We start from the raw sequence: 22232 nt of genomic DNA on the forward strand, positions 1-22232 counted from the left end.
TGATAGAATAGGGATATGAGGTGAATACGTCAACTACCCACCCACTAAAGTGAGTGGGCTTGTAACTCCCCAGTAGTGCTATCGTCTTACGACTCCTACCTTTGGCTTATCCGATTACTCAGATAGTGGGGTTACATCGCAGGGTGATTGACTGCACCCTTATCATCTCAGACATGCTGAGGTGATACTGTATCCGGTACTTGACTATCCTTTGCAAGATAGCTGATTCCCATGCGATACAGATTCATTGCTCCGATACGGTCATCATTGGATGTATAACCGCAAGACTTACAGCAAAAGACATGTCTCTTCTTGTCACGGTTGGACTTTTCCGTGTGTCCGCAAACAGGACAGGTCTGGCTCGTATAACGAGGATCAACAGTGATTACCGAACTCTCGTTGAGAGCCGCCTTGTACTTTAGCTTCTGCTCCAAATCGTAAAACGACCAGGACACAGATACATAACGATCCTTACGACGCACCCTTTCGGTAACGGAACGGATCCCAGACAAGTCTTCCAAGACAAAGAGCGTATGCTTCGGGTTGGATTCAACGAGTGCCTTCGATACCTGATGGTTTACATCCTGCATCCAACGGTTTTCTCGCTGACCGATAGCTTTGAGCCTTCGTCTTGCAGAAGGGGTCTGTCTTTGCTGAAGTTCCTTGCGAAGCTGTTTGTACTTGGCACGCTTTTGCTTAATAGCCTTGCCGCTAACAAAATCAGACTTATGCTTGCTGTCATAGGTTGCAACAACAAAGTTGATGCCCCTGTCAACGCCGACTACATTACAAACGTCACAATCCAAGGCTTCAAGGATATCTCTGGTAACTGGGATATGCAGAAAATACTTGCCATGTTTTTTCACAAATTTGGCGGTGCCAAAAGAGTAGGTGTCGTGGTCAAAGTATTTTTCCATGCCGTCAGAATAGTATGGCAACTTCACACGACCGCTAAGTGTATTTACAGAGAACAAGTTCTGTGTAAGAGAATAGTCTCTATTCCATACAAGGTCGTATTGAGGCTTGGAGAAGTTTGGCTTAATCCATTCATGTTGGTTTTCTAAGATGGTTTTGTATCTTGCAATGACCGTCTTAAAAACGGATTGTGCCATCTGGGATTTTAAGCCATAGCGCTTACGGAGATCATAATACAATGCCTTATTAAGTGAAAACTGCTTTAAATCATGCGTCTGGAAGATGTAATTTGACACAAAGTTGCACGCACTGCGATACGTGCTCATGGTAGCATTCAACATCTCACGCTGTTCGGGTGTGGCTTGGACCTGAATCTTTGCAATAGTAGTGATTTGCATCAGTAACATCTCCCTTCATTGTGTTTCACTATATATCTGTATAGCATAGATTTAGTGAATACACAACGGGAGGAACAAAATTTATGCAAAATCGCTACAATCGCAGGAATAGACGCAAATACAATCTTAAAGTGCATGTCGTACTTGAGACAAAGTATAGGAAAGCGTTGTTGCAGGATGGTATCGATGACTTTGTGAAACGTGCCATAAGCTATCTTGCAGATCAAAACGACTGGACAATTATCGCTATGGAGACAGACAAAGACCACCTTCACATATTGCTGGAATACGATGCCACAGAACGCTTCTGCGACATCATCAGCATCATCAAACAGAGAACAACACGATGGCTCTGGATACGCTACAGAAATATATTAACTAAACAATACTGGAAGAAACACATTTTCTGGTCAGATGGATACTTTGCCTGTAGTGTTGGAGAAGTATCATCGGCAACCATTGAAAAGTATATAGCCGAACAAGGCTAAGAAAGGAGAAAGCGGCTCCTCCCACCTGATGAAGCAAGTGGGTTTCCGCCGCTAAATGATTTTATGAAAACAAATCTTTCTTATCCATCCAGTGATGGAGTCACAATGATCCATGCCGAGATGTGGATGCCCGATGGTAAGGTTCAAGCCATCCTGCAAATTGCCCATGGCATGGTCGAATTTATCGATCGATACGATCGTTTTGGTACTTATTGTGCCAAACAAGGCATTTTGGTTTGTGGCAATGATCATCTAGGCCATGGCCAAAGTATAACTGGCAAGGCCCGTTTGGGTTATTTTGGCGAAAATGGAAATGAACATGTGATTACCGATCTGCACACCCTCTATGAAAAAATACATAAGATGTATCCAAATGTTCCTTATTTTCTATTAGGCCACAGCATGGGATCGTTCTTAGCTCGACAATATATCACCCGCTATGGTGCTGATCTATCGGGTGTGATCCTCATGGGTACAGGCTATCAAAGTCAGACATCTTTAAAGATGGCTCGTTTCTTATGTGAAAAGATTGCAGATCAAAAAGGTTGGATGTATCGAAGTCCCCTCTTGACGAAAATGACATTGGGATCCAATAATAAACATTTTGAACCCGCTAGGACCCCTTCGGATTGGCTGACCAAAGATACACAGATTGTGGATACCTATGTCCATGAACCACTTGATAATTTCCAATTTACGACCAATGCGTTTGATGAAATGTTTAAAGGCATACAAGATGCCGATACCCACATCGATCAGATTCCAAAAGACTTACCGGTCTTATTCGCATCCGGTGCTGATGATCCCGTGGGAGACTTTGGAAAAGGTGTACAAAAAGTCTATCATCTGTTTGTCGATGCCCAAATAAAAAACGTAGAGTGCAAACTCTACGAAAATGATCGCCATGAAATTTTGAATGAACTCAACTACAAACAAGTCTATGATGATTTGATTGCTTGGATGCAGGAGGCTTATTAGCCTCCTTTTCCTATGCCCATACGATTGGCGCCAATGTAAGAACGAATCCAACGTAACGCTTCTTTATTATCTTTGGTCGTAAACATAAAATTTTGAGTCGCTGTTTCAATCGTAAAACGCAAAATATGTTGATAAAGAAGATACACTTTGACATATCGTATGTGTTGCCAAGGAATTTGCACATAATCTTGTACATTCCGTTCGTTATAAAATTCAAAGGCATGATTGCCAATCAAAATTTGACCATATTGGATCCATCCTCCAAATCTTTCACCATCTATGCGCAGATCCACTTGGCTATTGAATGATTGGATCATAGTAAACCAATGCAGTATCCGGCTACACCAATGATAAACATCGCCAAAATGAGTACGATCAACGACACATTTTTCTTCAAGGCCTTCATACAAATAAAGGTCATGCCCAGACCTAAAAGACCTGGCACCAAACCATTCAATGTATCTTGGATCACCGGTATTTCAATCTGTACATATCGTTGTACCAAAGCCCCCATCACAAACATACCTACGATACTGGCTGTACGTGTTGCTTTTTGAAGAAGACCACCCGACATATTTTCACTGATCTGTTCGCCTTTTTCATATCCCACTTCTTGTGTTTTCCACATGAAACCAATTCGCATGAAATTCCAACCCACAAAAAATAAGATAGGCCCTAAAATACTTCCTTCCATGGCTAAGGATGCACCCAACGCACCAAGCAAGGGACGAGCCGTAAACCAAAATACCGGATCAGCCACACCAGCTAAAGGCCCCATCATTCCCACTTTTACATCTTGGGATACGTCTTTTCCTTGCGCGCGTTGTTCCTCTTGAGCCAAAGCCACACCCAATATTGGTGAAACCACATAGGGATGGGTATTAAAGAATTCTAAGTTGCGGTGCAAAGCATCTACTTGATCTTCTTTTTTAGCATATAACTTCTTTAAAGCAGGAACCATCGCATAGGCCCATCCTCCATTTTGCATGCGTTCGTAATTCCACGAACCTTGTAAGAAAGTCGAACGCCACATGACTTTTTTTCGTGTCTTCTTATCTAACATGGTCAGATCCTCCTATTCATAGTCATCCAAAATATCCCCCAATGGATCATTGGAAGATGTCGTTTGTTTCGAAGAAAGAAAATGAATCGTCAGAAAAGCAAGGGAAAAGCCAATCGCAAAAAGAGCTAAAAGCGTAAATTGTTGGATCATTGCGAATACAAAACCTAAAGCAAAGAATGGCCATGCGTCTTTGGTTGCGATCATATTGATGACCAAGGCATATCCCACCGCAATCACCAAACTACAACCAATATCCAATCCCATGACTAACCATGTGGGCATACTTTGCATAAATACATACACAGCTTCATTCGGGATAGCCCACAACAAAATGGCAGGAATCACTACACGCAATCCTTGGAGTCCCAAAGCCATGCGTTGGATGCGATCAATCGCATGAAAATCAGCCTGATTGGCGGCTTCATCCATACGATGAACCATGCCAACGGCTAGCGTACGAATCAACATGGTCAAAAATAACCCCGCTACAGCCAAGGGAATGGAACAAGCAATCGCAATGGCTACGCCATCCATGCCAAAACCACTTTTTACCAATAATATCGAACTGGCAATCGAAGCCAAGGCAGCATCTGGCGCTACGCTTGCACCAATATTAGCCCATCCCAAAGCCATCATTTGTAAGGTTCCACCTAAGACCAAACAGACTGGTAATTGATTCGTAGCCAACCCAATGAGCGTACAAGCAATTAACGGTTGATGAAATTGAAATTCATCCAATATACCTTCTACACCAGCTAAAAACGCAATTAATATGATCCATATCCATGTCATCTTATGCCAACTCCTTTCGTGCTTGGGCGATTAACGCATCCATATTTCCAGGTGGATCCGATGGTACTTTTCGCACATCAAATTGCACACCCAAAGCTTTTAATTTTTCAAAGGTACGGACATCCTCCCTATCTAAAGAAATGGCTTGATTTACCGCACACTTTCCTTCTTTATGTGCCATCGAACCAATGTTCAACGTTTTGATATCCACACCAGAGGCAATGACCTGTAACGCATCTTGTGGATTTTCAAATAAGACCAAGGCTTGCGTCAGACCAAAACGAGGGTCTTTGGATACTTCTACCAACTTATATAAAGGCACCACATTGGCAGGGACACCAGGAGGGGCTGCCTCCATGATTATTTGTTTGCGCAAGGCATCATGGGCAACTGTATCACTAGCCACGATGATTCGGTTGGGCTTTGTGGTCTTTGTCCAGCCCGTTGCGACTTGACCATGCAACAAACGAGAATCAATACGAGCCAAGACGAAGTGAATGTGTCCATCGCCCAAAACAGTCCCTTCTGGAATGGGACCTGTTGGTTTGGAGGTTTCAACAACGGCTTGGGTTTCTTTTGGTTGTAAAGATGCAGGACGCGCTTGCACCCCTTCTTTAGCTGTAGTGATCACATGTGTCGCAATGGCATGGGCAGTCTCAATCGAAAAACGGGACGCCAAAGCCTCAATCAACATAGGAAGATTCATACCGGTCAAAATCGCCCATGTATCTTCGTGACCATGAATCAAGCCATTGGCCTGATTAAATGGTGTACCACCGAACAGATCACATAAGATCAATACTTGTTCGGGATCCTCAAATGTGGCAATCGCAACTTCCATTTTTTTGCGAATATCATCTGGTCCTTCAGTTGGTTGCAGCGTCACAGCAGCTACATTGTCTTGTTGTCCAAAAATCATTTCGGCGGACATTTTGATTCCTTTCGCAAAATCACCATGGCTCGCAATTAATATTCCTACCATATCTCTCCTCTTTCCCTAAAAAAGCCCTGATTTAGGGCTCTATTCCTTATTAAAAACGGTGGTATCTAATGCCCCATTTTGTTTGGCCACAATAGTCGTACAGACAGCATCTCCTGTAATATTGACGGCGGTTCGTAACATATCCAAGATACGATCAATTCCCATGATCAAGCCAATACCGGATACGGGTAAACCAACCGAATCAAAGACCATTGCCAATGTGATCAAACCAACACTTGGTACGCCAGCTGTTCCAACGGAAGCTAAGGTAGCTGTTACGATGACGGTGGCATAATCCGCCGGTGTCAAATGTATTCCAAAGGCTTGAGCAACAAAAACCACGGCTACACCTTGCATGATGGATGTACCATCCATATTGATGGTAGCACCTAGAGGAATCGTAAAACTCGAGATTTTGCGAGAAACCCCCATTTTCTCTTCCAAGGTATCAATATTTAGTGGAATCGTAGCATTGGACGTGGCGGTACTAAAAGCAAAAGCCTGGACAGGAAAAAATTTCTTCGCAAATTTAAATGGATTCAAGCCAGTAAACACTTTTAGGAACACCATGTACACAACAAAACACTGTATACCCAGTCCACATACAACCGTGATCATATATTTGAACATAGGGACCATCGCCGTGAACCCCAATTCACTAAATGTTCGTGCAATTAAACAGAAGACACCAATCGGTGCAATCTTCATGATCATCATGGTCATTTCCATCATGATGTCATTACATTGCGTACAAAAATTAGTTACCAATTGCGCTTTTTCCTTTAATTTTGCCAGGATTACTCCTACTAATAGCGCAAATACAATGATTTGCAACATTTCCCCATTGGCCAAAGAGGCCACCGGATTGGTTGGAATGATATTTAAGATGGTCTCTGTCAACGTCATATCTGTTTTTGTTGAAGCACCATTCAAAGTTGTTTTGACATTTTCAACCGCACTCATATCCAACCCAATTCCGGGATTGATCAATTTCGCAATTCCCAAAGCAACGGCCACAGCAATCATAGTTGTTGCCAAATAAAAACAAATTGTACGAATGCCGACATTACCCAATGTCTTTGTATCCCCAATGGCAGCAGCACCACAGATGATTGAAAAGAAAACCAGTGGTACGACCAACATCTTCATCAAAGAAATGAAACCTTGGCCAATCACATAAAATATGCCTTCTACCATTACATTCTTTATTATCGCAATATCCATGAACCAATTATTAATGACTGCACCTACAATTGCCCCACAAATCAAGGCAATAAAGATCATTGTGGTCAAGCCCAATTTTTTCTTTCCCTTATTCCTTGACATATCCGTTCTCCTTCAAATAGGTGTGCAATTCCATTTTCCATTCTGGCATTGCGTACACACCCGTAATGCGCATCATCATGTTATCTAGTAAGGTAAAACGTGGTTGCTGCGTCTCACCGACTTGGGTATGCACCGCAATATCTGCATAGCCACAAGTGCGCAAAATTTCTCGAGCCCAATCAGCACGAGAACAACCACCTTCACAACTGGCATGAAAAATGCCATATTCATCGGATACAACTAATTTTTCAACAAACCCAGCCAGAGCATTGGCCGATGTAGGTGTTGAAAACGCATCAAATGGCAATTCTACGGATTGTCTTGCTTTTGCAAGATCTAATATCCTATCGACAAAATCTTTGCTGGCTACACCATAGTTCCAAGAACTACGAACAATGACATGTTTATCTGTCAACGATTCAACCAATTTTTCTCCAGCATACTTGCTTTTTCCATAAATGGTAGTAGGTGTAGGAATATCAAATTCGTTCAATGCATGAGTCCCTTGTCCACCAAATACATCATCGGTTGATAACTGAATCAATTTCACATCCAATCGACGCGCTGCAATAGCTAAATTTCGTGCTCCCAAAGCATTGACAGTATAAGCCATATCGGGATCCTCTTCACATTTGACAGTATCCGTCAAACCTGCACAATTGATGATGACATCTGGCTTTGCCACATTCGCAAAGCGCAAGACTTCATCTAGATCTTCGACTGGCACATCAGTATCGCTAGTCACCAATCGAAAATCCGTATTGTTGGCATACTCTTTACACAAAGCTTGACCCAATCGGCCTTCGGCGCCTGTGATCCATATACTTGTTTGATTGATCATGATTCTCTCCTCTTCGTCATTGGTAGTATTTTACCATAAAATTAGAAAGCCAAACTCAATTCCTAAGTAGAATTAAAAAAAATAGTGTAGGAAATCCTACACTACATGTGAATAATGCCAAAAACATCCAAGACCGAACTAATTAAGATAATGGCCACAAAAGGGATGGCTAGATATTTTAAGATAAATACATAAATTTTCTTGCGTTTGAATTTAGATGTACTTTTCACTTCTGCTATCATCTTCTCAATGGTCACATTTTTCAAGATCAAAAGACAAATCGCAATCGCGGCAACTGGCATCATGACAGAATTTGTTAAGAAATCAAAGAAATCCAAAAAGTCCATGCCTAAAATATGAATCGAAGAGAGTGGTCCAAATCCTAGAGAAGACAAGGTTCCCAATACAATCATGATTGCGGCCATCAATAGCGTACTTTTCTTACGATTCCATCCCAATTCGTCCTCAAATGTGGAGACTGCACTTTCTGCCAATGCAATCGATGAAGTCAAAGCTGCCAATAAAACCAACAAGAAAAACAAGATACCGGCAAAGGTTCCCATCCCCATAGAGGCAAATACCTTGGGCAAAGTGATAAACATCAAGGAAGGACCCTTACCAAGACTGGCCGCATCCCCACCACTAAAAGCAAATACTGCTGGAATGATCATTAAACCAGCCAAGATGGCAATCAACGTATCAAAAATCTCGACTTGCGATGTACTTTTTTCAATATCTACATCCTTTTTCATATATGATCCAAATGTGATCAAAATGCCCATCGCTATGGACAAGGAATAAAACATTTGCCCCAAAGCCGTCACGACAGTCATCCATGAGAAATCTTTAAAATTCGGTATTAAAAAGTATTTTACACCAGCCATGGCACCAGGACGCGTCACAGAATAACCAGCAATGATAAAAGCCAACACAACCAATATAGGCATCATGATCTTAGATACTTTTTCGATTCCATTTTGTACGCCCATATAAATGATCAGCAATGTCAAAAAAATAAACAATAAAAAGAAAAGTTCTACGGAAATACCATTTTGTATAAAACTGGTAAAATAGGTATCCGATGCCAATTGTTTAACATGTCCTTGCATATAAGCAAATAAATATTTACAGACCCAGCCACCAATTACACTATAATAGGGTACGATCAGCATTGGAATGATGGCATTGATCCATCCGCCAAAACGCAATGAAAAACGATCCCCAAAGTAAGCAAAAGCACCTACTGGACTCTTTTTTGTCATGCGTCCTAAAGCGGTTTCGGACATGATCATGGTATAACCAAAGGTAGCAACTAAAACAAGATACACCAACAAAAAAATGCCACCGCCATATTTTGCAGCTAGATAAGGAAATCGCCAAATATTTCCCAATCCGACAGCAGAACCGGCAGCAGCCATCACAAATCCCAAACGATTTGAAAAACTACTTCGATTCGAATTATCTTCCATATGTTATAAATTCTCCTTTTTCTTTCCAAAGTATAAGTATAACATATTCAATCGTATTTATTTAATAATTTCATTTAATTCGTCGATCGTAGATAGAAAGAAAATAGAATCGTAAATGGATGTATCTACATATCCATATTCGATCATGTTGTTGATTTGGGCTTTTAATGGATCATAGTAATGATGCAAATCGAACAATACACATGGACCCACTAATTGATGTAAACGAATTTTGGAAATAATTTCCGACACCTCTTCTAAGGTGCCCGGTCCCCCTGGCATCGTGATAAAAGCATCAGCTAATTCAATCATCATTGTTTTTCGTTGAGCCATGGTATCCACAATATGCAGTTCATCCAGATCTGCATGCGCTTGCTCTTTTAGCTCTAAAAATTGAGGAATCACACCAATGGCATGCCCACCATTGGATAATACACTATCCGCAACGACACCCATTAAGCCATTTTTCGCACCACCATATACCAATGTATGATTATTTTCAGCCAACCACTTTCCTACTTCCTCAGTCATTTGTTTTATGGTTGGATCCTTTCCCATATTGGATCCTAAATAGACGGCAATATTCATAAACGCAACTCCTTCCACTGTATTTGAACATCTAGATCTTCACTTTTAAAGATCTACACCTATTCATAGATTCATATACCATCTGCCACTTGTAACATTGGCTAAGTCAAGCAATCTAGAAATGATAGGCTCCATCTAAATAACCCACTAAAAAAGCTTCCGCTAATGAATTGGGGCGAATATTTTTTCGTGCCTCTTCCCGTGAAAACCAATGATAGGAATCAATCTCCCAATTGGGTCGAACATGACCATCCACAATAGCTGTAAAATTCAACATCAACGTATTCGATTTTGCGAAATAATGCGAATGATTGAAACGAACGTGATGAACATCTAAATTCATTTCCTCTTTGACTTCACGCACGACAGCCTGTTCTGCATCTTCTCCTTTATTCACATATCCAGCCACTAAAATATAAGTATTTCTACCGTATTGTTTGATCAATAAGATTTGATCTTCTTTCTCATTTGTAACGATCATCGATACAGCTACATTAAATATTGGAAAACGATACATTTTACAATGTGGACAATAAGGAACCAACCCTTCATCTTTGAGTGGACGTATTTCTAATTTGGTCCCACATTCCATACAATATTTCATTTCTTGACTCATACTCATATATTACCACAAAAAAAGAGGTCATTTGACCTCTTGCACATCTTATAGACCTGGATACATACCAATACTGAAGATGAACGCGATGATTACCGCAATTGGACCGGTGATCAATCGTGAATACAATACTGCAGGTACACCATATTCGATCGTTTCTGGTTCGGCTTCTCCCAATGACAAACCAACAGGAATGAAGTCACATCCAACCTGCGCATCAATCGCAAACAAAGCTGGCAATGCATATTGAAGTGGAATCGCTCTTTGCGCAAATTGTTGTCCTAGCAATACACCAACGGTCTGAGCAATGACGGCTCCTGGACCCAAGATTGGCGATAAGAATGGAATACCACAAACAATAGAGATAACCAACAATCCTGGCAATGTGGAACACATTGGACTGATCGTATGCGCAATGACATTTCCCAATCCACTGGCGGAAATGATACCCAATAAAGTCGATGTAAATGCCATGAATGGCAATACATTACGAATGATCATATCGATCGAATCACGACCAGCGGCGAAGAACTTGTTGACTACATGTCCTACACCAATACCAATACGCGTGATGACACCTGGTTTGTTTTCTTCCTGCGCGGCTGCAATTTCTGCTTTGGCTTGTTCTTTGGTCTTTGGACCATCAGCCGCTGCCAATTCTTCTTCGGCTGTCTTAGCTGTCGAAGCATTCGTTTCATTGGTATAAGAAAGATTGCTTTCCTTGACATCGGATACATAGATATCTGGTGTGATATACATCGCTAATGGACCTACAGCACCAACGGGTTCTACATTGACGGTCATGATGCGTTTCTTTGGATAGACACCACAACGAGCAGTACCACCACAGTTGACAACCGCAACGGCTACTTCATCATCGGGAACGGTTGTTTTGAAACCATCCACCAATTCACAACCGGTCATTTCAGCAATTTTTTGTGCAACTGGACTGATTTGTTGTCCTGTGACACACAATACTTTATTTTTATGTTTATTGGGTTCGATGATCAATGGTCCACCAAATCCAGCAGAACCTTTTGTGATCTTGATATTCTTATATGCCATAATTCGTTCCCCCTATTTCTTAATGCCTGCTAAACGGAAGTAGATCTTTTCCGTTACGATACCACGAATACCAATCACGATCAGACCAACGATGAAATAGCGGACTGCTAAATCGGAATAACTGCCAGCAACTTTCTTGACACCTTCAGCAATACCCATGAATACAAACAATTCACCGGCATTGGCATGTGGGAATAAACCTGTGATAGGATGGCAGAAGGAAACAGCTGAATCATAGAAAGATGGTTTATATTTTTCATCCAGGAAACGTCCAAACGAATAGGCCATTGGATTTCCTAAGAACATATCCGCAATCAATGGGAACAAGGTGTAACGCAAGATGGCAATACTTGTCAACTTTCTTGCGAAGCGTTCAACTTTCTCTTCACCGACCAATTTAATGATCGAGTTCATAAATGTAAGCAAACAAACAACTTGTGGAATGATACCAGTGACCCAACCTGTGAAGGTTGTACCACCAGCTGTAAATAGCCCAATGAAGCCCTGGGCTACACTAGCAATCGCATTCATAATATTCTCTCCTCTTCTCATCTTATGAATTGTGTAGTAATAAAATGTTGGCCGACATTCTATATATGTAGATACCCTATCAAGCAATCTACACTATGAAAGCGGTTTTAGTAAGCGCTTTCAATTTATATTTCAATCGTACCACATTATCGCTAGCAGTCAAATGATATTCATTGTACATATGTATAAGTTAAAAAATCCATCTTTTTCATTTACGCATTTGTTCACTTTTATGCGACATACGTGATTATTCTTCACATTTTTGATTGTTTCTATAAAAAAAGAGGTCATTTGACCTCTTGCACATCTTATAGACCTGGATACATACCAATACTGAAGATGAACGCGATGATTACCGCAATTGGACCGGTGATCAATCGTGAATACAATACAGCAGGTACACCATATTCGATCGTTTCTGGTTCAGCTTCTCCCAATGACAAACCAACAGGAATGAAGTCACATCCAACCTGCGCATCAATCGCAAACAAAGCTGGCAATGCATATTGAAGCGGGATCGCTCTTTGCGCAAATTGTTGTCCTAGCAATACACCAACGGTCTGAGCAATGACGGCTCCTGGACCCAAGATTGGCGATAAGAATGGAATACCACAAACAATAGAGATAACCAACAATCCTGGCAATGTGGAACACATTGGACTGATCGTATGCGCAATGACATTTCCCAATCCACTGGCGGAAATGATACCCAATAAAGTCGATGTAAATGCCATGAATGGCAATACATTACGAATGATCATATCGATCGAATCACGACCAGCGGCGAAGAACTTGTTGACTACATGTCCTACACCAATACCAATACGCGTGATGACACCTGGTTTGTTTTCCTCCTGTGCGGCTGCAATTTCTGCTTTGGCTTGTTCTTTGGTCTTTGGACCATCAGCCGCTGCCAATTCTTCTTCGGCTGTCTTAGCTGTCGAAGCATTCGTTTCATCGGTATAAGAAAGATTGCTTTCCTTGACATCGGATACATAGATATCTGGTGTGATATACATCGCTAATGGACCTACAGCACCAACGGGTTCTACATTGACGGTCATGATGCGTTTCTTTGGATAGACACCACAACGAGCAGTACCACCACAGTTGACAACCGCAACGGCTACTTCATCATCGGGAACGGTTGTTTTGAAACCATCCACCAATTCACAACCGGTCATTTCAGCAATTTTCTTTGCGACAGGACTGATTTGTTGTCCTGTGACACACAATACTTTATTTTTATGTTCATTGGGTTCAATGATCAATGGTCCACCAAATCCAGCAGAACCTTTTGTGATCTTGATATTCTTATATGCCATGATTCGTTTCCCCCTATTTCTTAATGCCTGCTAAACGGAAGTAGATCTTTTCCGTTAAGAAACCACGAATGAAGATAACAATTAGACCAACGATAAAATAACGTACCGCTAAATCCGAATAGTTACCAGCGACTTTCTTGACACCTTCGGCAATACCCATGAATACAAACAATTCACCGGCATTGGCATGTGGGAATAAACCTGTGATAGGGTGTAAAAACGAAACAGCTGAATCATAAAATGCTGGTTTATATTCTTCATCGACAAAGCGTCCAAATGAATAACACATTGGGTTTCCTAAGAACATATCGGCAATCAATGGGAACAAGGTATAACGTAGAATCGCATTTCCTGTTAACTTTTTCGCAAATCTTTCTACCTTTTCATCACCAACCAATTTAATGATCGAGTTCATGAAAGTAAGCAAACAAACAACTTGTGGAATGATACCAGTGACCCAACCCGTAAAGGTTTGACCACCAGCTGTAAACAGCCCAATAAATCCCTGGGCTACACTAGCAATCGTATTCATAAATTTCTCTCCTTTTTTCTAAAACTTTTGGCCTTGCACTTTATGCCTGTACATGTTGACCATACAGGCGAAATCGATTGAAATCGGTTTCATGTACATGTATATTGATACTATTTCATCTTTATGTAGTCAATATCTTTATATTGAAATTATGTATAAGTTCACTTTTTTGAAATTTTATTAATACGATTGTTCAATATTATTTCATATGTCATTTATTCGATACATAAAGCTTTTTTCAATGTAAGCGTTATCATTTTTTTGATCAGATGTGTGACATGACTTCCTTTCGATTTTCCAATATATCATCAAAAAATAGGCAGATCCTCTGATAGATATCTACGGGTTGTATAAACTGTTCAAAGCATAGAATTTGCTTTCAAATGCTACCAAAATGTGGATTTAATCTGTTCTTATTTTGTATACAAAAACATAGAAGTCCAATACTAGATAATGTATCTTTCTACCTTCTATGGGAGTAAACATGACTACAGAGATTTACGTTTCTATTCATCCGCTCTATGATTCCTATCCTATGAAATCGAATTGAATATAGCCCATTCATTTATTTTTTTATTCTTTCCTTATATGCGATCGTAATTTTAAAAAAGTGGATACATACGTTGCTTAGTTTTTATGTGCGTTTGGCCATATCTTACTGTTCTATCTCCCATTTTTATTTCAGAAAAACATCCACTCAAAATACATAAAAAAAATAGAGCTTATCCCTAAAAAAGAAATAGCTCTACAATGTCTCTTCGATACTCGTGAATGGTTATCTTGCGCATCACTTTGGTCTCCAAGATGTGTGCAAGCCTGGTCTATAAAAAAGACTGTTGACTTTGTATTTTGTCAACAGTCTAAGACAATATATGATTTATCCGAAGATTTCGTCTTGTTTTTGACGGATTTGATAGATCAATGTATTTGTATCGATTTCAACATCATCGTAAGTCAATAATTGACCCTTCTTAACATCCTTCTTCAATACAGCATTCTTGTTGATCAATCCAAATGGAACGAATCCAGCTTCTTTAGCATGTTCGTGTGTATCAATAGAACCATATGTAGTGTATCCACCGATACCATCCAAATGTTCTCCAGCTTTCATGTCTTTCTTAGCTACTGTGATAACTTCAGATACCAATCCACCCTTTGGTACGATTACGCCTTCATGGTAGATAACGGCACGACCAATTGTTAATGGAGTTTCCAAGTTACATAAGTGATATGGACGATACAATGTCCATAATGGTCCTGGACCCATGCTATGATATTGCATCTGATAAGAGATTTCCTCATTATCTGTTGATACAGTTACGAATACACCTGGTGCGATACCACGAACGTATTCAACAACACCATGTTTATTCAAGATACCATCGTCTTCTTTCAAACGATACATATCATTCAATCCCTTAACATCACAAGCGATACCATGACCACCGATAACATCAGGAACCAATCCCGTTGCGTTTGACATAGCTGTCATTTCAACCATTGTCTTTGTACCATCTTTGAATGCACATAACATTCTTGGACTCATCTTACGACGTGTAGCTTCTTCTAATACAGTATCTGGGTTGCAAGCACGATCTAGACGGTTGTTCTTACCTTTACCGATAACTTCGACATTCAAACCAATAGCTGTTGCGAAATCATACAATTCCATAACGGCACCTGGTTCGTCACCGTTTGTACCTGTGTAAACAACACCAGCTTCTTGCGCTAATTTATTTAAGTATGGTCCGATAACAACGTCAGATTCAACGTTCATCATGATGATATGTTTCTTTGCTGCAATCGCATCCAAGGCAATACGAGCACCAACATCAGGAACACCTGTAACATCAACAACAACATCAATTTCAGGTGTTTTTGTTACTAATGAAGAATCATTGGTTGCAACATATTTTCCTTCTTTAATTGCTTTGCTTGCTTCTTCAACATCGGTTGTTTTAACGATGTCCTCTGGTTTAACTCCACCATATTCAAATGCATGGACAGCTAAATCAATATTAATATCGGCACAAATTGTTGGGCGTTCACCTTTGATCATAACCAATTCAGTGACCATTCCACGTCCCATTTGTCCGGCACCAACAACACCAACTTGGATAGGTTTTCCTTCGGCTTCTAATTGAGCCAATTTTCTGTTCATGTTATACATAACTTAACTTTTCCTCCTTTATGTATATCCACTCGACTTTTTATAATGTTATATTAATTCTAATACATTTGCTTGTCAATAGTGAATGTATACTTTTTTTCAATGCTTATTCAATTGTAATTTCACCACCGACTTTTAAGTCTTCTGCAGTGAATTCTGGACCTTCTAGTTCCATCATACCTGGACGGTCAACTTCAGTCTTACCATTAAAAGCAACGGTACAATGTCCTAAATCACGTAACGTATTGATGGCTTCCCATCCAACAGCCGTGACTTTGTATTTTTTTCCACAAATCGTCATGGTATCACCTGGAGCTGGATCCTCTTTTAATTCACATTTTGTGTGTAGAATACTAATGTCAGCTAATTCAGGTGGTGCATCTTCATTAAACATAATAATGAAGTTACATACTGGATTCAAAAACTCTAGGGCATCGTTTCCCCAACCGGTAATTTTAACTTGGAATTTCATTTTGTTCCTCCTTCCAAATTTTATACATAAAATGTTCGGCCAAAAACATTTTAAAACCTTAGTCCTCTTCTATCGTTTCTGGATGCTCTTCTCTTTCAAAGCGCATCTCCAATGCCTCTAACGCATTAATATAGCCTCGATAGAATTTTTGTTTACGATCTGGCATTTCCCGAAATTCTAATAAATAGTCATCGATAGAACGCCCGATCATTGGCTTTCCTAATAATTCTGTAATTGGATGAAACTGTGCAAAAATGGTTGAGCCTGTCATCGCTTCACCCCCTGTAATGATATGTTTCGAATCACAGGCAATGATGACAACATAGCTATTAAAAAACCAACCACGCTTTTGTCCCATACCAACATTTCCTAATTTATGTACACGACTTACCGCATTCCGATAACGACGAATCTGTAAAAAACCACCAATCATCTGCATGACCATTAAAGCCATCGCAATCGCAAACAAAATCATTAAATCTCTAGACATTGATTTTTTCTTCCTCCATAATCGACAGCATCTTATTGACACAACTAATATCGGTAATCAAAACATTGATCCGTTTTCCTCGTAATGCACCTAAGATTGCTTTGGCTTTTTCTTCACCCACCGCAATCGCAATTCGTGTATCGACCTGTGCTAAACACTCTTCACTGATTGCCATGACACGATCATTAAACTCTTTAAATGGACCTTCATTGCCATTTTCATCAAAGAAACGAAGCATCACATCGCCGACAGCACCTAATTCTTTATAATGGGCATACTGTTCCGGCGTTATATACCCCGAATCAACCAATGTAGAATGTGAAGCCTCCGTCGAGCCAACACCCATGATCACTGCATGCAACAGAGGAAATAAAGAAGTAACCTCCTCCACTGGCTTTTCTTTCTTCAAGCCATCCATGACATCAATATTACGGAAAATAGCGGGTGCAAAAAATTGTACAGCACTACCCCCGAATTTTTTCGCAAACGAACTCGCAATTTCATTAGAATGATAGTTTTGTGTACCCAATTGCTTGATACCAACACCACCAACTACAGGAACAAACGTACAATCAACTGACTCCACCGAAATATTGACATTGGCAAGATCATACAACGTATGACCCATCGAAACACCAATATATTCTTGATCCTGAAACGTACGGGCAAAATATGAAATCGCCTCTTCATATACTTTTTGTAAGTGCTCATATCGATTGCCAATTTCCAGTTCATCGACTATTACGATTTCTTTTAAATCGAAGACAGCTTCTAACTTTCGTTCTAGCTCTCCATACATGACACTGTCCGGATTATCCAATTCAATGCGAACAATATTTCTTTCTCGACCAGCTTTCAATAAACGTGAAACCGTAGCACGAGAAATACCCAATTGATCACAGATCTCCACTTGAGAGAAGCCATCCTTATAATATAAGTAACAACATTTATATATCAGACGAGGATCATCTACAATTTTCTTCATGTAACCGTTTTCCTTTATGGTTTTATATTAACACGATACTTTTTGTAGTCAATAGATTATATTTTGAACATATGTATAAATAATATTGTTAGAATTTTAACTTATACAAATGTTCAATTTAGAAAAAAAGAGTGCAAGATAAATCTTACACTCCTTCTCTCTAATACCCTCATTCTACCTCATTTTTCTCAACCATCCAATAAAAAAAGGCCTTGTTTTTGAACAAGACCCCTAAACTTACGCAATGGCTTTAAATGCTGTATCCAAAGCTGCTAAGATATCATCGATATGTTCTGTACCAATGGATAAACGAATTGTATTTGGATAAATACCCTGATCAGCCGCTTCGGCTTCCGTCAATTGTGAATGCGTTGTACTCGCAGGATGAATGACCAACGATTTCACATCGGCTACATTGGCCAATAGCGAGAAGATTGGCAAATGATCGATCCAATTACGAGCCGTTTGTGCATCACCCTTTACTTCAAAAGTAAAGATAGAACCACCACCATTTGGGAAATATTTCTTATACAATTCGGGTTCTTCAATAGAAGGATGATGAACCGCTTCCACTTGTGGATGTGCATTCAAATATTTCACGACCTTTAATGCATTTTCCACATGACGCTCCACGCGCAACGATAATGTTTCCAAGCCTTGAATGAAAGCCCATGCATTCACTGGCGAAAGTGTAGCTCCCTCATCACGTAATAAGATAGCACGAATATATGTTACAAAAGCTGCTGGTTTCGTTGCTTCATAGAAACGAATGCCATGATACGAAGGATTTGGTTCGGTCAACCATGGATACGCATCCGTTTGATCCCATTCATATTTACCGCTTTCAACCACGACACCACCTAGAGTAGCACCATGACCACCAATGAACTTTGTTGCACTGTGCACGACGATATCTGCACCATATTCAAACGGACGAACCAAATAAGGTGTCGCAAATGTATTATCTACAACCAATGGAATATGATGTTTATGAGCTACCTTGGCCCATGCTTCAATATCTACGATATTTCCTAATGGATTTCCTAGAGTTTCGATCCACAATCCTTTGGTGTTTTCATCAATTTCCGCTTCGACTTCATTTAAATCATAAGGATCTGCAAATTTAGCTGTAATTCCATATAGAGGCAATGTGTGTGCCAATAAGTTATAGGTACCTCCATAAATGGTTTTGGCTGCAACGATATTTTCACCAGCCTTTGCCAAGGCTTGAATCGCATAAGTGACCGCTGCTGCACCCGAAGCAGTCGCAATGGCAGCACTACCACCCTCTAAAGCTGCAATTCGTTTTTCAAATACATCTTGAGTAGAATTGGTCAATCGACCATAGATATTTCCTGGATCGGCCAAACCAAAACGATCGGCAGCATGTTGTGAGTTTTTAAATACATAGGATGAAGTCAAATAAATTGGAACTTGACGGGAATCCGTAGCCGGATCGGCTTCTTCTTGTCCGACATGTAAAGCTAAAGTTTCGAAATGATATTTTTGTTCTGACATATTGTATTTCCTCCTAGAATGTTTATTCTTTGTTTGTATGGTCATACAATATGCCATCTTTCGTTATTTGTATAATTGGTAAAAATAATATTTGTGATAAATAGTTTTTATACCTATTTAAAATAATCCGAAAGCTCCTCTACATACGTTTTCGCAATGGGTGATAAGACACTATGTCGCTTATAGATATAGCCGATTGTCATCGAACTATTGGGGTTATCATCATCGGCCTCATACGGAATGACCACATAGTCATCACCATTTAACTCTTCGGATATGATACCACTACACAACATATACCCATTTAAACCAATCATTAAATTCAAAGCCGTAGCACGATCATTCAATTTGATCTGACGAGCATATTCATTTTCGGATAAGATTTCTTCCGCTAAATAAAAGGCCCCATCATCCCCTTGATCAAACGATAAATATGGATAATCCTGCAACTGATTTAAACGAATGCTTTTTTCCTTCGCTAACGGATGATCTTTATACAAATAAACATACGCATCACACGTAATGATGGGTTCAAATCCCAAGCCATTTTCATCCATAAGTCGTTGAATGTATTTGCGATTGTAGTCACTCATATATAAAATGCCAATCTCACTTTTGGAGTTGCCCACATCTTTGATAACTTCCATGGTTTGACATTCTTTGATACGAAATTCATATTTCAACGTATCAAATTGTTTGACCGTTTCCACAAAGGCTTTGACGGCAAATGAATAATGTTGACAAGATACCGAAAATTTATGTTTGATGGAACCTTGGGGTCCATATTTTTCTTTTAATAATTCATATTGTTGATAGATTTGTCGTGCACTCATCAAAAAATCATTGCCTTCATCGGTCAAAAGAACACCGCGATTGGTTCGTTCAAAAATGGTAATGCCCAATTCGGATTCCAATTCTTTGATGGCACTGGTCAAAGTGGGCTGCGAAATAAATAACTTTTCCGCTGCCTTATTCATCGAACCCACTTCTGCCGTCACGATCATATAATAGATTTGTTGAAGTGTCATAGCATTCCCTTTCCCTATTTTGTTGTATCCAGGATTGTTTCTGCCCACGTTTGATAAAACGAAGGTTGAAAATGCATGCCATCCTGCGCATAAATGGATTCATTCGCCAATGTATCATCAGCAACATAGATCCATTTTTGTTTCTTACACATTTTCTTTAAATCCCGATTGATGGTTGGAATCTGTTGCCAACGTGCATCTTTTTGAGTCAATGCCTGATTGACAGGAATAATCGCACAAATATAGATTTTCGCATGCGGCACAACATCTTGGACCTTTTTTACCTCTTCTTGCACTTTGGCTACATAACCACCTGCATAATTTCTTCCTAGATCATTCAAACCATAGGAAATATAAACCGAAGTTGGACTCATTTTCTTGATTGCATCCAAATGATCCTCGATCTTTACGATTGAATCACCCGTATCGGCCAAAACCCGACTCGATTCTAAAAAGCCATACGATTGAAAACCGACTACCCGTGAATCCCCTAAAAAGACATAATCATGAAAGCGGGCAAAGACATCTTCCGAAGTCGTATTGCCTTCCTTTTCTTCGGAAAATTGAAGAGCCAGTTGTTTGGTTGGCAATTTTTCTTGTTTTTCAATATATTGAAGACCGGCTGGTTTGGCTTGTTTGGATGATGAAAAAACCATCGATAATCCCAAAGCCAATACCAATCCAATCAATATATAAAGATTCCATCGCTCCTTAAAAACCATGGACCTATTATAGCACGATGCAAATTTTGTTGTGTCCCGAATTTCAAAATGCTACCATAAGGAGTAGGAGATTAACTATGAAAGTAGCATTTGTGACCGATACAGGAACCGGCATGAGTCCCGAACAATGGAAACAAGAGGGCATCTATTGCTTTCCTTTACAAATTGAATGTGATGGCATTTCCTATGATGAATTGGAAACGATGAACTATCATCAATTCATTCAAAATTTACACCAGAAAAAGATCATGAAAACATCTTTGCCCAAATTAGGACATATCGAAGATTGTTTTCAAGCCATCAAAGACCAAGGATATGATACGGTATTTTGTGTTCCGATTTGCCGCGGTCTATCTGGTGCGATGGATGCCATGGAAATGATGGCTCGACAAGTTGGCTTGGAATTCATCGGGATTGATTGTTATGTCACGGCCGTTCTTCAAGCCACATGTATCCGCCTAGCCAAACAACTCTATGATAAAGGAGTAAGCATGGATATTATCGTTGCCAAGCTACAAGCCATCATCGAAACGGGCGATACCATCCTCATCTTTGAAGATCTGCAACATATGCGCCGTGGCGGCCGATTGACCCCGGCAGCGGCTTTACTTGGTGGTTTATTGCGTATTAAACCGGTCTTACATTTAAATATTTCCACCCAAGGAAAAGTCGATGTGATGGCCAAACCAAGAACTTTGTCCAAAGCCCAAAGCGTGGTGATTGAACGCTTAAAAGCCCGAACAACGATTCATGAAGATACCGTATTCTTGGCCCATGTTGATGCCCAAAAGAATGCCGAAGCATTCGCAAAGAAAATTGAAACAGAAATTGAAGGCGTACACGTCCATGTGATTGATCTAGTCAGTGCCGTTGGCGTACATACGGGACTCGGCTGTTTAGCCCTGCAAGTATTTGATACGAAAGCTTAGAGGTGAAAC

The 22232-nt window shown here is 40.0% G+C and carries 24 protein-coding genes; 3 read left to right on the forward strand and 21 right to left on the reverse strand.

The annotated features are described in order from the left end of the window. Positions 1 to 167 precede the first annotated feature (167 nt). Positions 168 to 1313: an RNA-guided endonuclease InsQ/TnpB family protein gene (locus EDX97_RS09705; RefSeq protein ID WP_245978050.1), complete on the reverse strand. Its 1146-nt coding sequence runs from the start codon at positions 1311 to 1313 to the stop codon at positions 168 to 170. 83 nt (positions 1314 to 1396) lie between these two features. Between EDX97_RS09705 and tnpA the strand changes: the two genes are divergently transcribed. Both tnpA and EDX97_RS09715 read left to right on the forward strand, forming a co-directional pair. Next, the gene (gene tnpA / locus EDX97_RS09710) at positions 1397 to 1801 is read left to right on the forward strand and encodes an IS200/IS605 family transposase (protein ID WP_128520969.1); all 405 of its coding nucleotides are present in this window, start codon (positions 1397 to 1399) and stop codon (positions 1799 to 1801) included. A 63-nt stretch (positions 1802 to 1864) separates the two neighbouring features. Next, entirely contained in the window at positions 1865 to 2779 is a 915-nt protein-coding gene (locus EDX97_RS09715; RefSeq protein WP_128520970.1) for an alpha/beta fold hydrolase, read from the forward strand. Here the strand turns inward: EDX97_RS09715 and EDX97_RS09720 are convergent. From EDX97_RS09720 to EDX97_RS09815, 20 genes are all read right to left on the reverse strand, one after another. Beyond that, on the reverse strand, positions 2776 to 3096 hold the full coding sequence (locus tag EDX97_RS09720; protein WP_128520971.1) for a DUF956 family protein: 321 nt from the start codon (positions 3094 to 3096) through the stop codon (positions 2776 to 2778). The two genes, EDX97_RS09715 and EDX97_RS09720, sit on opposite strands and share 4 nt — an antisense overlap. Further along, complete coding sequence (locus EDX97_RS09725) at positions 3093 to 3842, reverse strand: PTS system mannose/fructose/sorbose family transporter subunit IID (RefSeq protein ID WP_128520972.1); 750 nt, start codon at positions 3840 to 3842, stop codon at positions 3093 to 3095. Before EDX97_RS09725 ends, EDX97_RS09720 begins: the two co-directional genes overlap by 4 nt. 12 nt (positions 3843 to 3854) lie before the next feature. Continuing rightward, complete coding sequence (locus EDX97_RS09730) at positions 3855 to 4634, reverse strand: PTS mannose/fructose/sorbose transporter subunit IIC (protein ID WP_128520973.1); 780 nt, start codon at positions 4632 to 4634, stop codon at positions 3855 to 3857. A gap of 1 nt (position 4635) precedes the next feature. Then, positions 4636 to 5616, reverse strand: a complete 981-nt coding sequence (locus EDX97_RS09735) for a PTS sugar transporter subunit IIB (RefSeq protein WP_128520974.1) — start codon at positions 5614 to 5616, stop codon at positions 4636 to 4638. 39 nt (positions 5617 to 5655) lie between these two features. Further along, positions 5656 to 6942 (reverse strand): dicarboxylate/amino acid:cation symporter, encoded by a 1287-nt coding sequence (locus EDX97_RS09740; RefSeq protein ID WP_128520975.1) that lies wholly within the window; start codon positions 6940 to 6942, stop codon positions 5656 to 5658. Continuing rightward, complete coding sequence (locus tag EDX97_RS09745; RefSeq protein WP_221175936.1) at positions 6929 to 7783, reverse strand: SDR family oxidoreductase; 855 nt, start codon at positions 7781 to 7783, stop codon at positions 6929 to 6931. The genes EDX97_RS09740 and EDX97_RS09745 overlap by 14 nt, the downstream gene beginning before the upstream one ends. A gap of 101 nt (positions 7784 to 7884) precedes the next feature. Continuing rightward, complete coding sequence (locus EDX97_RS09750; protein WP_128520976.1) at positions 7885 to 9252, reverse strand: sodium-dependent transporter; 1368 nt, start codon at positions 9250 to 9252, stop codon at positions 7885 to 7887. Between the two features lie 57 nt (positions 9253 to 9309). Then, a complete protein-coding gene (locus EDX97_RS09755; protein WP_128520977.1) occupies positions 9310 to 9840 on the reverse strand; it encodes an LOG family protein in 531 nt (176 codons plus the stop codon). Positions 9841 to 9955: 115 nt separating this feature from the next. Beyond that, the gene (locus EDX97_RS09760) at positions 9956 to 10456 is read right to left on the reverse strand and encodes an NAD(+) diphosphatase (protein WP_245978051.1); all 501 of its coding nucleotides are present in this window, start codon (positions 10454 to 10456) and stop codon (positions 9956 to 9958) included. Between the two features lie 48 nt (positions 10457 to 10504). Continuing rightward, complete coding sequence (srlE, locus tag EDX97_RS09765) at positions 10505 to 11521, reverse strand: PTS glucitol/sorbitol transporter subunit IIB (RefSeq protein WP_128520979.1); 1017 nt, start codon at positions 11519 to 11521, stop codon at positions 10505 to 10507. A 12-nt stretch (positions 11522 to 11533) separates the two neighbouring features. Then, on the reverse strand, positions 11534 to 12052 hold the full coding sequence (gene srlA, locus EDX97_RS12065; protein WP_128520980.1) for a PTS glucitol/sorbitol transporter subunit IIC: 519 nt from the start codon (positions 12050 to 12052) through the stop codon (positions 11534 to 11536). Between the two features lie 308 nt (positions 12053 to 12360). Beyond that, positions 12361 to 13377, reverse strand: a complete 1017-nt coding sequence (gene srlE, locus EDX97_RS09775) for a PTS glucitol/sorbitol transporter subunit IIB (RefSeq protein ID WP_128520981.1) — start codon at positions 13375 to 13377, stop codon at positions 12361 to 12363. A 13-nt stretch (positions 13378 to 13390) separates the two neighbouring features. Continuing rightward, positions 13391 to 13909 (reverse strand): PTS glucitol/sorbitol transporter subunit IIC, encoded by a 519-nt coding sequence (gene srlA, locus EDX97_RS09780; protein ID WP_128520982.1) that lies wholly within the window; start codon positions 13907 to 13909, stop codon positions 13391 to 13393. Positions 13910 to 14786: 877 nt separating this feature from the next. Then, positions 14787 to 16079, reverse strand: a complete 1293-nt coding sequence (locus EDX97_RS09785) for an NAD(P)H-dependent oxidoreductase (protein ID WP_128520983.1) — start codon at positions 16077 to 16079, stop codon at positions 14787 to 14789. A 106-nt stretch (positions 16080 to 16185) separates the two neighbouring features. Then, positions 16186 to 16551, reverse strand: coding sequence for a PTS glucitol/sorbitol transporter subunit IIA (locus EDX97_RS09790; protein WP_128520984.1), 366 nt, complete (start codon positions 16549 to 16551; stop codon positions 16186 to 16188). Positions 16552 to 16609: 58 nt separating this feature from the next. Then, the gene (locus tag EDX97_RS09795; protein WP_128520985.1) at positions 16610 to 17041 is read right to left on the reverse strand and encodes a transcriptional regulator GutM; all 432 of its coding nucleotides are present in this window, start codon (positions 17039 to 17041) and stop codon (positions 16610 to 16612) included. Further along, positions 17034 to 18026, reverse strand: a complete 993-nt coding sequence (locus EDX97_RS09800; protein ID WP_128520986.1) for a sugar-binding transcriptional regulator — start codon at positions 18024 to 18026, stop codon at positions 17034 to 17036. Before EDX97_RS09800 ends, EDX97_RS09795 begins: the two co-directional genes overlap by 8 nt. A gap of 237 nt (positions 18027 to 18263) precedes the next feature. Next, positions 18264 to 19544: an O-acetylhomoserine aminocarboxypropyltransferase/cysteine synthase family protein gene (locus EDX97_RS09805; protein ID WP_128520987.1), complete on the reverse strand. Its 1281-nt coding sequence runs from the start codon at positions 19542 to 19544 to the stop codon at positions 18264 to 18266. 113 nt (positions 19545 to 19657) lie between these two features. Continuing rightward, positions 19658 to 20572, reverse strand: coding sequence for a LysR family transcriptional regulator (locus EDX97_RS09810; RefSeq protein WP_128520988.1), 915 nt, complete (start codon positions 20570 to 20572; stop codon positions 19658 to 19660). A gap of 14 nt (positions 20573 to 20586) precedes the next feature. Then, the gene (locus EDX97_RS09815; RefSeq protein WP_128520989.1) at positions 20587 to 21294 is read right to left on the reverse strand and encodes an SGNH/GDSL hydrolase family protein; all 708 of its coding nucleotides are present in this window, start codon (positions 21292 to 21294) and stop codon (positions 20587 to 20589) included. Between the two features lie 77 nt (positions 21295 to 21371). Between EDX97_RS09815 and EDX97_RS09820 the strand changes: the two genes are divergently transcribed. Beyond that, a complete protein-coding gene (locus EDX97_RS09820; RefSeq protein WP_128520990.1) occupies positions 21372 to 22223 on the forward strand; it encodes a DegV family protein in 852 nt (283 codons plus the stop codon). Positions 22224 to 22232: the final 9 nt, after the last annotated feature.

The organism is Absicoccus porci (assembly GCF_003725415.1).
Classification (GTDB): Bacteria; Bacillota_I; Bacilli_A; order Erysipelotrichales; family Erysipelotrichaceae; genus Absicoccus; species Absicoccus porci.

Coding starts and splice junctions, on each gene's coding strand:
- EDX97_RS09790 (WP_128520984.1), bottom strand. CDS start 16,551: ATGAAATTCCAAGTTAAAATTACCGGTTGGGGAAACGATGCCCTAGAG.
- EDX97_RS09795 (WP_128520985.1), bottom strand. CDS start 17,041: ATGTCTAGAGATTTAATGATTTTGTTTGCGATTGCGATGGCTTTAATG.
- EDX97_RS09705 (WP_245978050.1), bottom strand. CDS start 1,313: ATGCAAATCACTACTATTGCAAAGATTCAGGTCCAAGCCACACCCGAA.
- EDX97_RS09800 (WP_128520986.1), bottom strand. CDS start 18,026: ATGAAGAAAATTGTAGATGATCCTCGTCTGATATATAAATGTTGTTAC.
- srlE (WP_128520979.1), bottom strand. CDS start 11,521: ATGGCATATAAGAATATCAAGATCACAAAAGGTTCTGCTGGATTTGGT.
- EDX97_RS09745 (WP_221175936.1), bottom strand. CDS start 7,783: ATGATCAATCAAACAAGTATATGGATCACAGGCGCCGAAGGCCGATTG.
- srlA (WP_128520982.1), bottom strand. CDS start 13,909: ATGAATACGATTGCTAGTGTAGCCCAGGGATTTATTGGGCTGTTTACA.
- EDX97_RS09755 (WP_128520977.1), bottom strand. CDS start 9,840: ATGAATATTGCCGTCTATTTAGGATCCAATATGGGAAAGGATCCAACC.
- EDX97_RS09735 (WP_128520974.1), bottom strand. CDS start 5,616: ATGGTAGGAATATTAATTGCGAGCCATGGTGATTTTGCGAAAGGAATC.
- EDX97_RS09750 (WP_128520976.1), bottom strand. CDS start 9,252: ATGGAAGATAATTCGAATCGAAGTAGTTTTTCAAATCGTTTGGGATTT.
- EDX97_RS09730 (WP_128520973.1), bottom strand. CDS start 4,634: ATGACATGGATATGGATCATATTAATTGCGTTTTTAGCTGGTGTAGAA.
- tnpA (WP_128520969.1), top strand. CDS start 1,397: ATGCAAAATCGCTACAATCGCAGGAATAGACGCAAATACAATCTTAAA.
- EDX97_RS09715 (WP_128520970.1), top strand. CDS start 1,865: ATGAAAACAAATCTTTCTTATCCATCCAGTGATGGAGTCACAATGATC.
- EDX97_RS09720 (WP_128520971.1), bottom strand. CDS start 3,096: ATGATCCAATCATTCAATAGCCAAGTGGATCTGCGCATAGATGGTGAA.
- EDX97_RS09815 (WP_128520989.1), bottom strand. CDS start 21,294: ATGGTTTTTAAGGAGCGATGGAATCTTTATATATTGATTGGATTGGTA.
- EDX97_RS09740 (WP_128520975.1), bottom strand. CDS start 6,942: ATGTCAAGGAATAAGGGAAAGAAAAAATTGGGCTTGACCACAATGATC.
- srlE (WP_128520981.1), bottom strand. CDS start 13,377: ATGGCATATAAGAATATCAAGATCACAAAAGGTTCTGCTGGATTTGGT.
- EDX97_RS09810 (WP_128520988.1), bottom strand. CDS start 20,572: ATGACACTTCAACAAATCTATTATATGATCGTGACGGCAGAAGTGGGT.
- EDX97_RS09785 (WP_128520983.1), bottom strand. CDS start 16,079: ATGTATAACATGAACAGAAAATTGGCTCAATTAGAAGCCGAAGGAAAA.
- srlA (WP_128520980.1), bottom strand. CDS start 12,052: ATGAATGCGATTGCTAGTGTAGCCCAGGGCTTCATTGGGCTATTTACA.
- EDX97_RS09725 (WP_128520972.1), bottom strand. CDS start 3,842: ATGTTAGATAAGAAGACACGAAAAAAAGTCATGTGGCGTTCGACTTTC.
- EDX97_RS09760 (WP_245978051.1), bottom strand. CDS start 10,456: ATGAGTCAAGAAATGAAATATTGTATGGAATGTGGGACCAAATTAGAA.
- EDX97_RS09820 (WP_128520990.1), top strand. CDS start 21,372: ATGAAAGTAGCATTTGTGACCGATACAGGAACCGGCATGAGTCCCGAA.
- EDX97_RS09805 (WP_128520987.1), bottom strand. CDS start 19,544: ATGTCAGAACAAAAATATCATTTCGAAACTTTAGCTTTACATGTCGGA.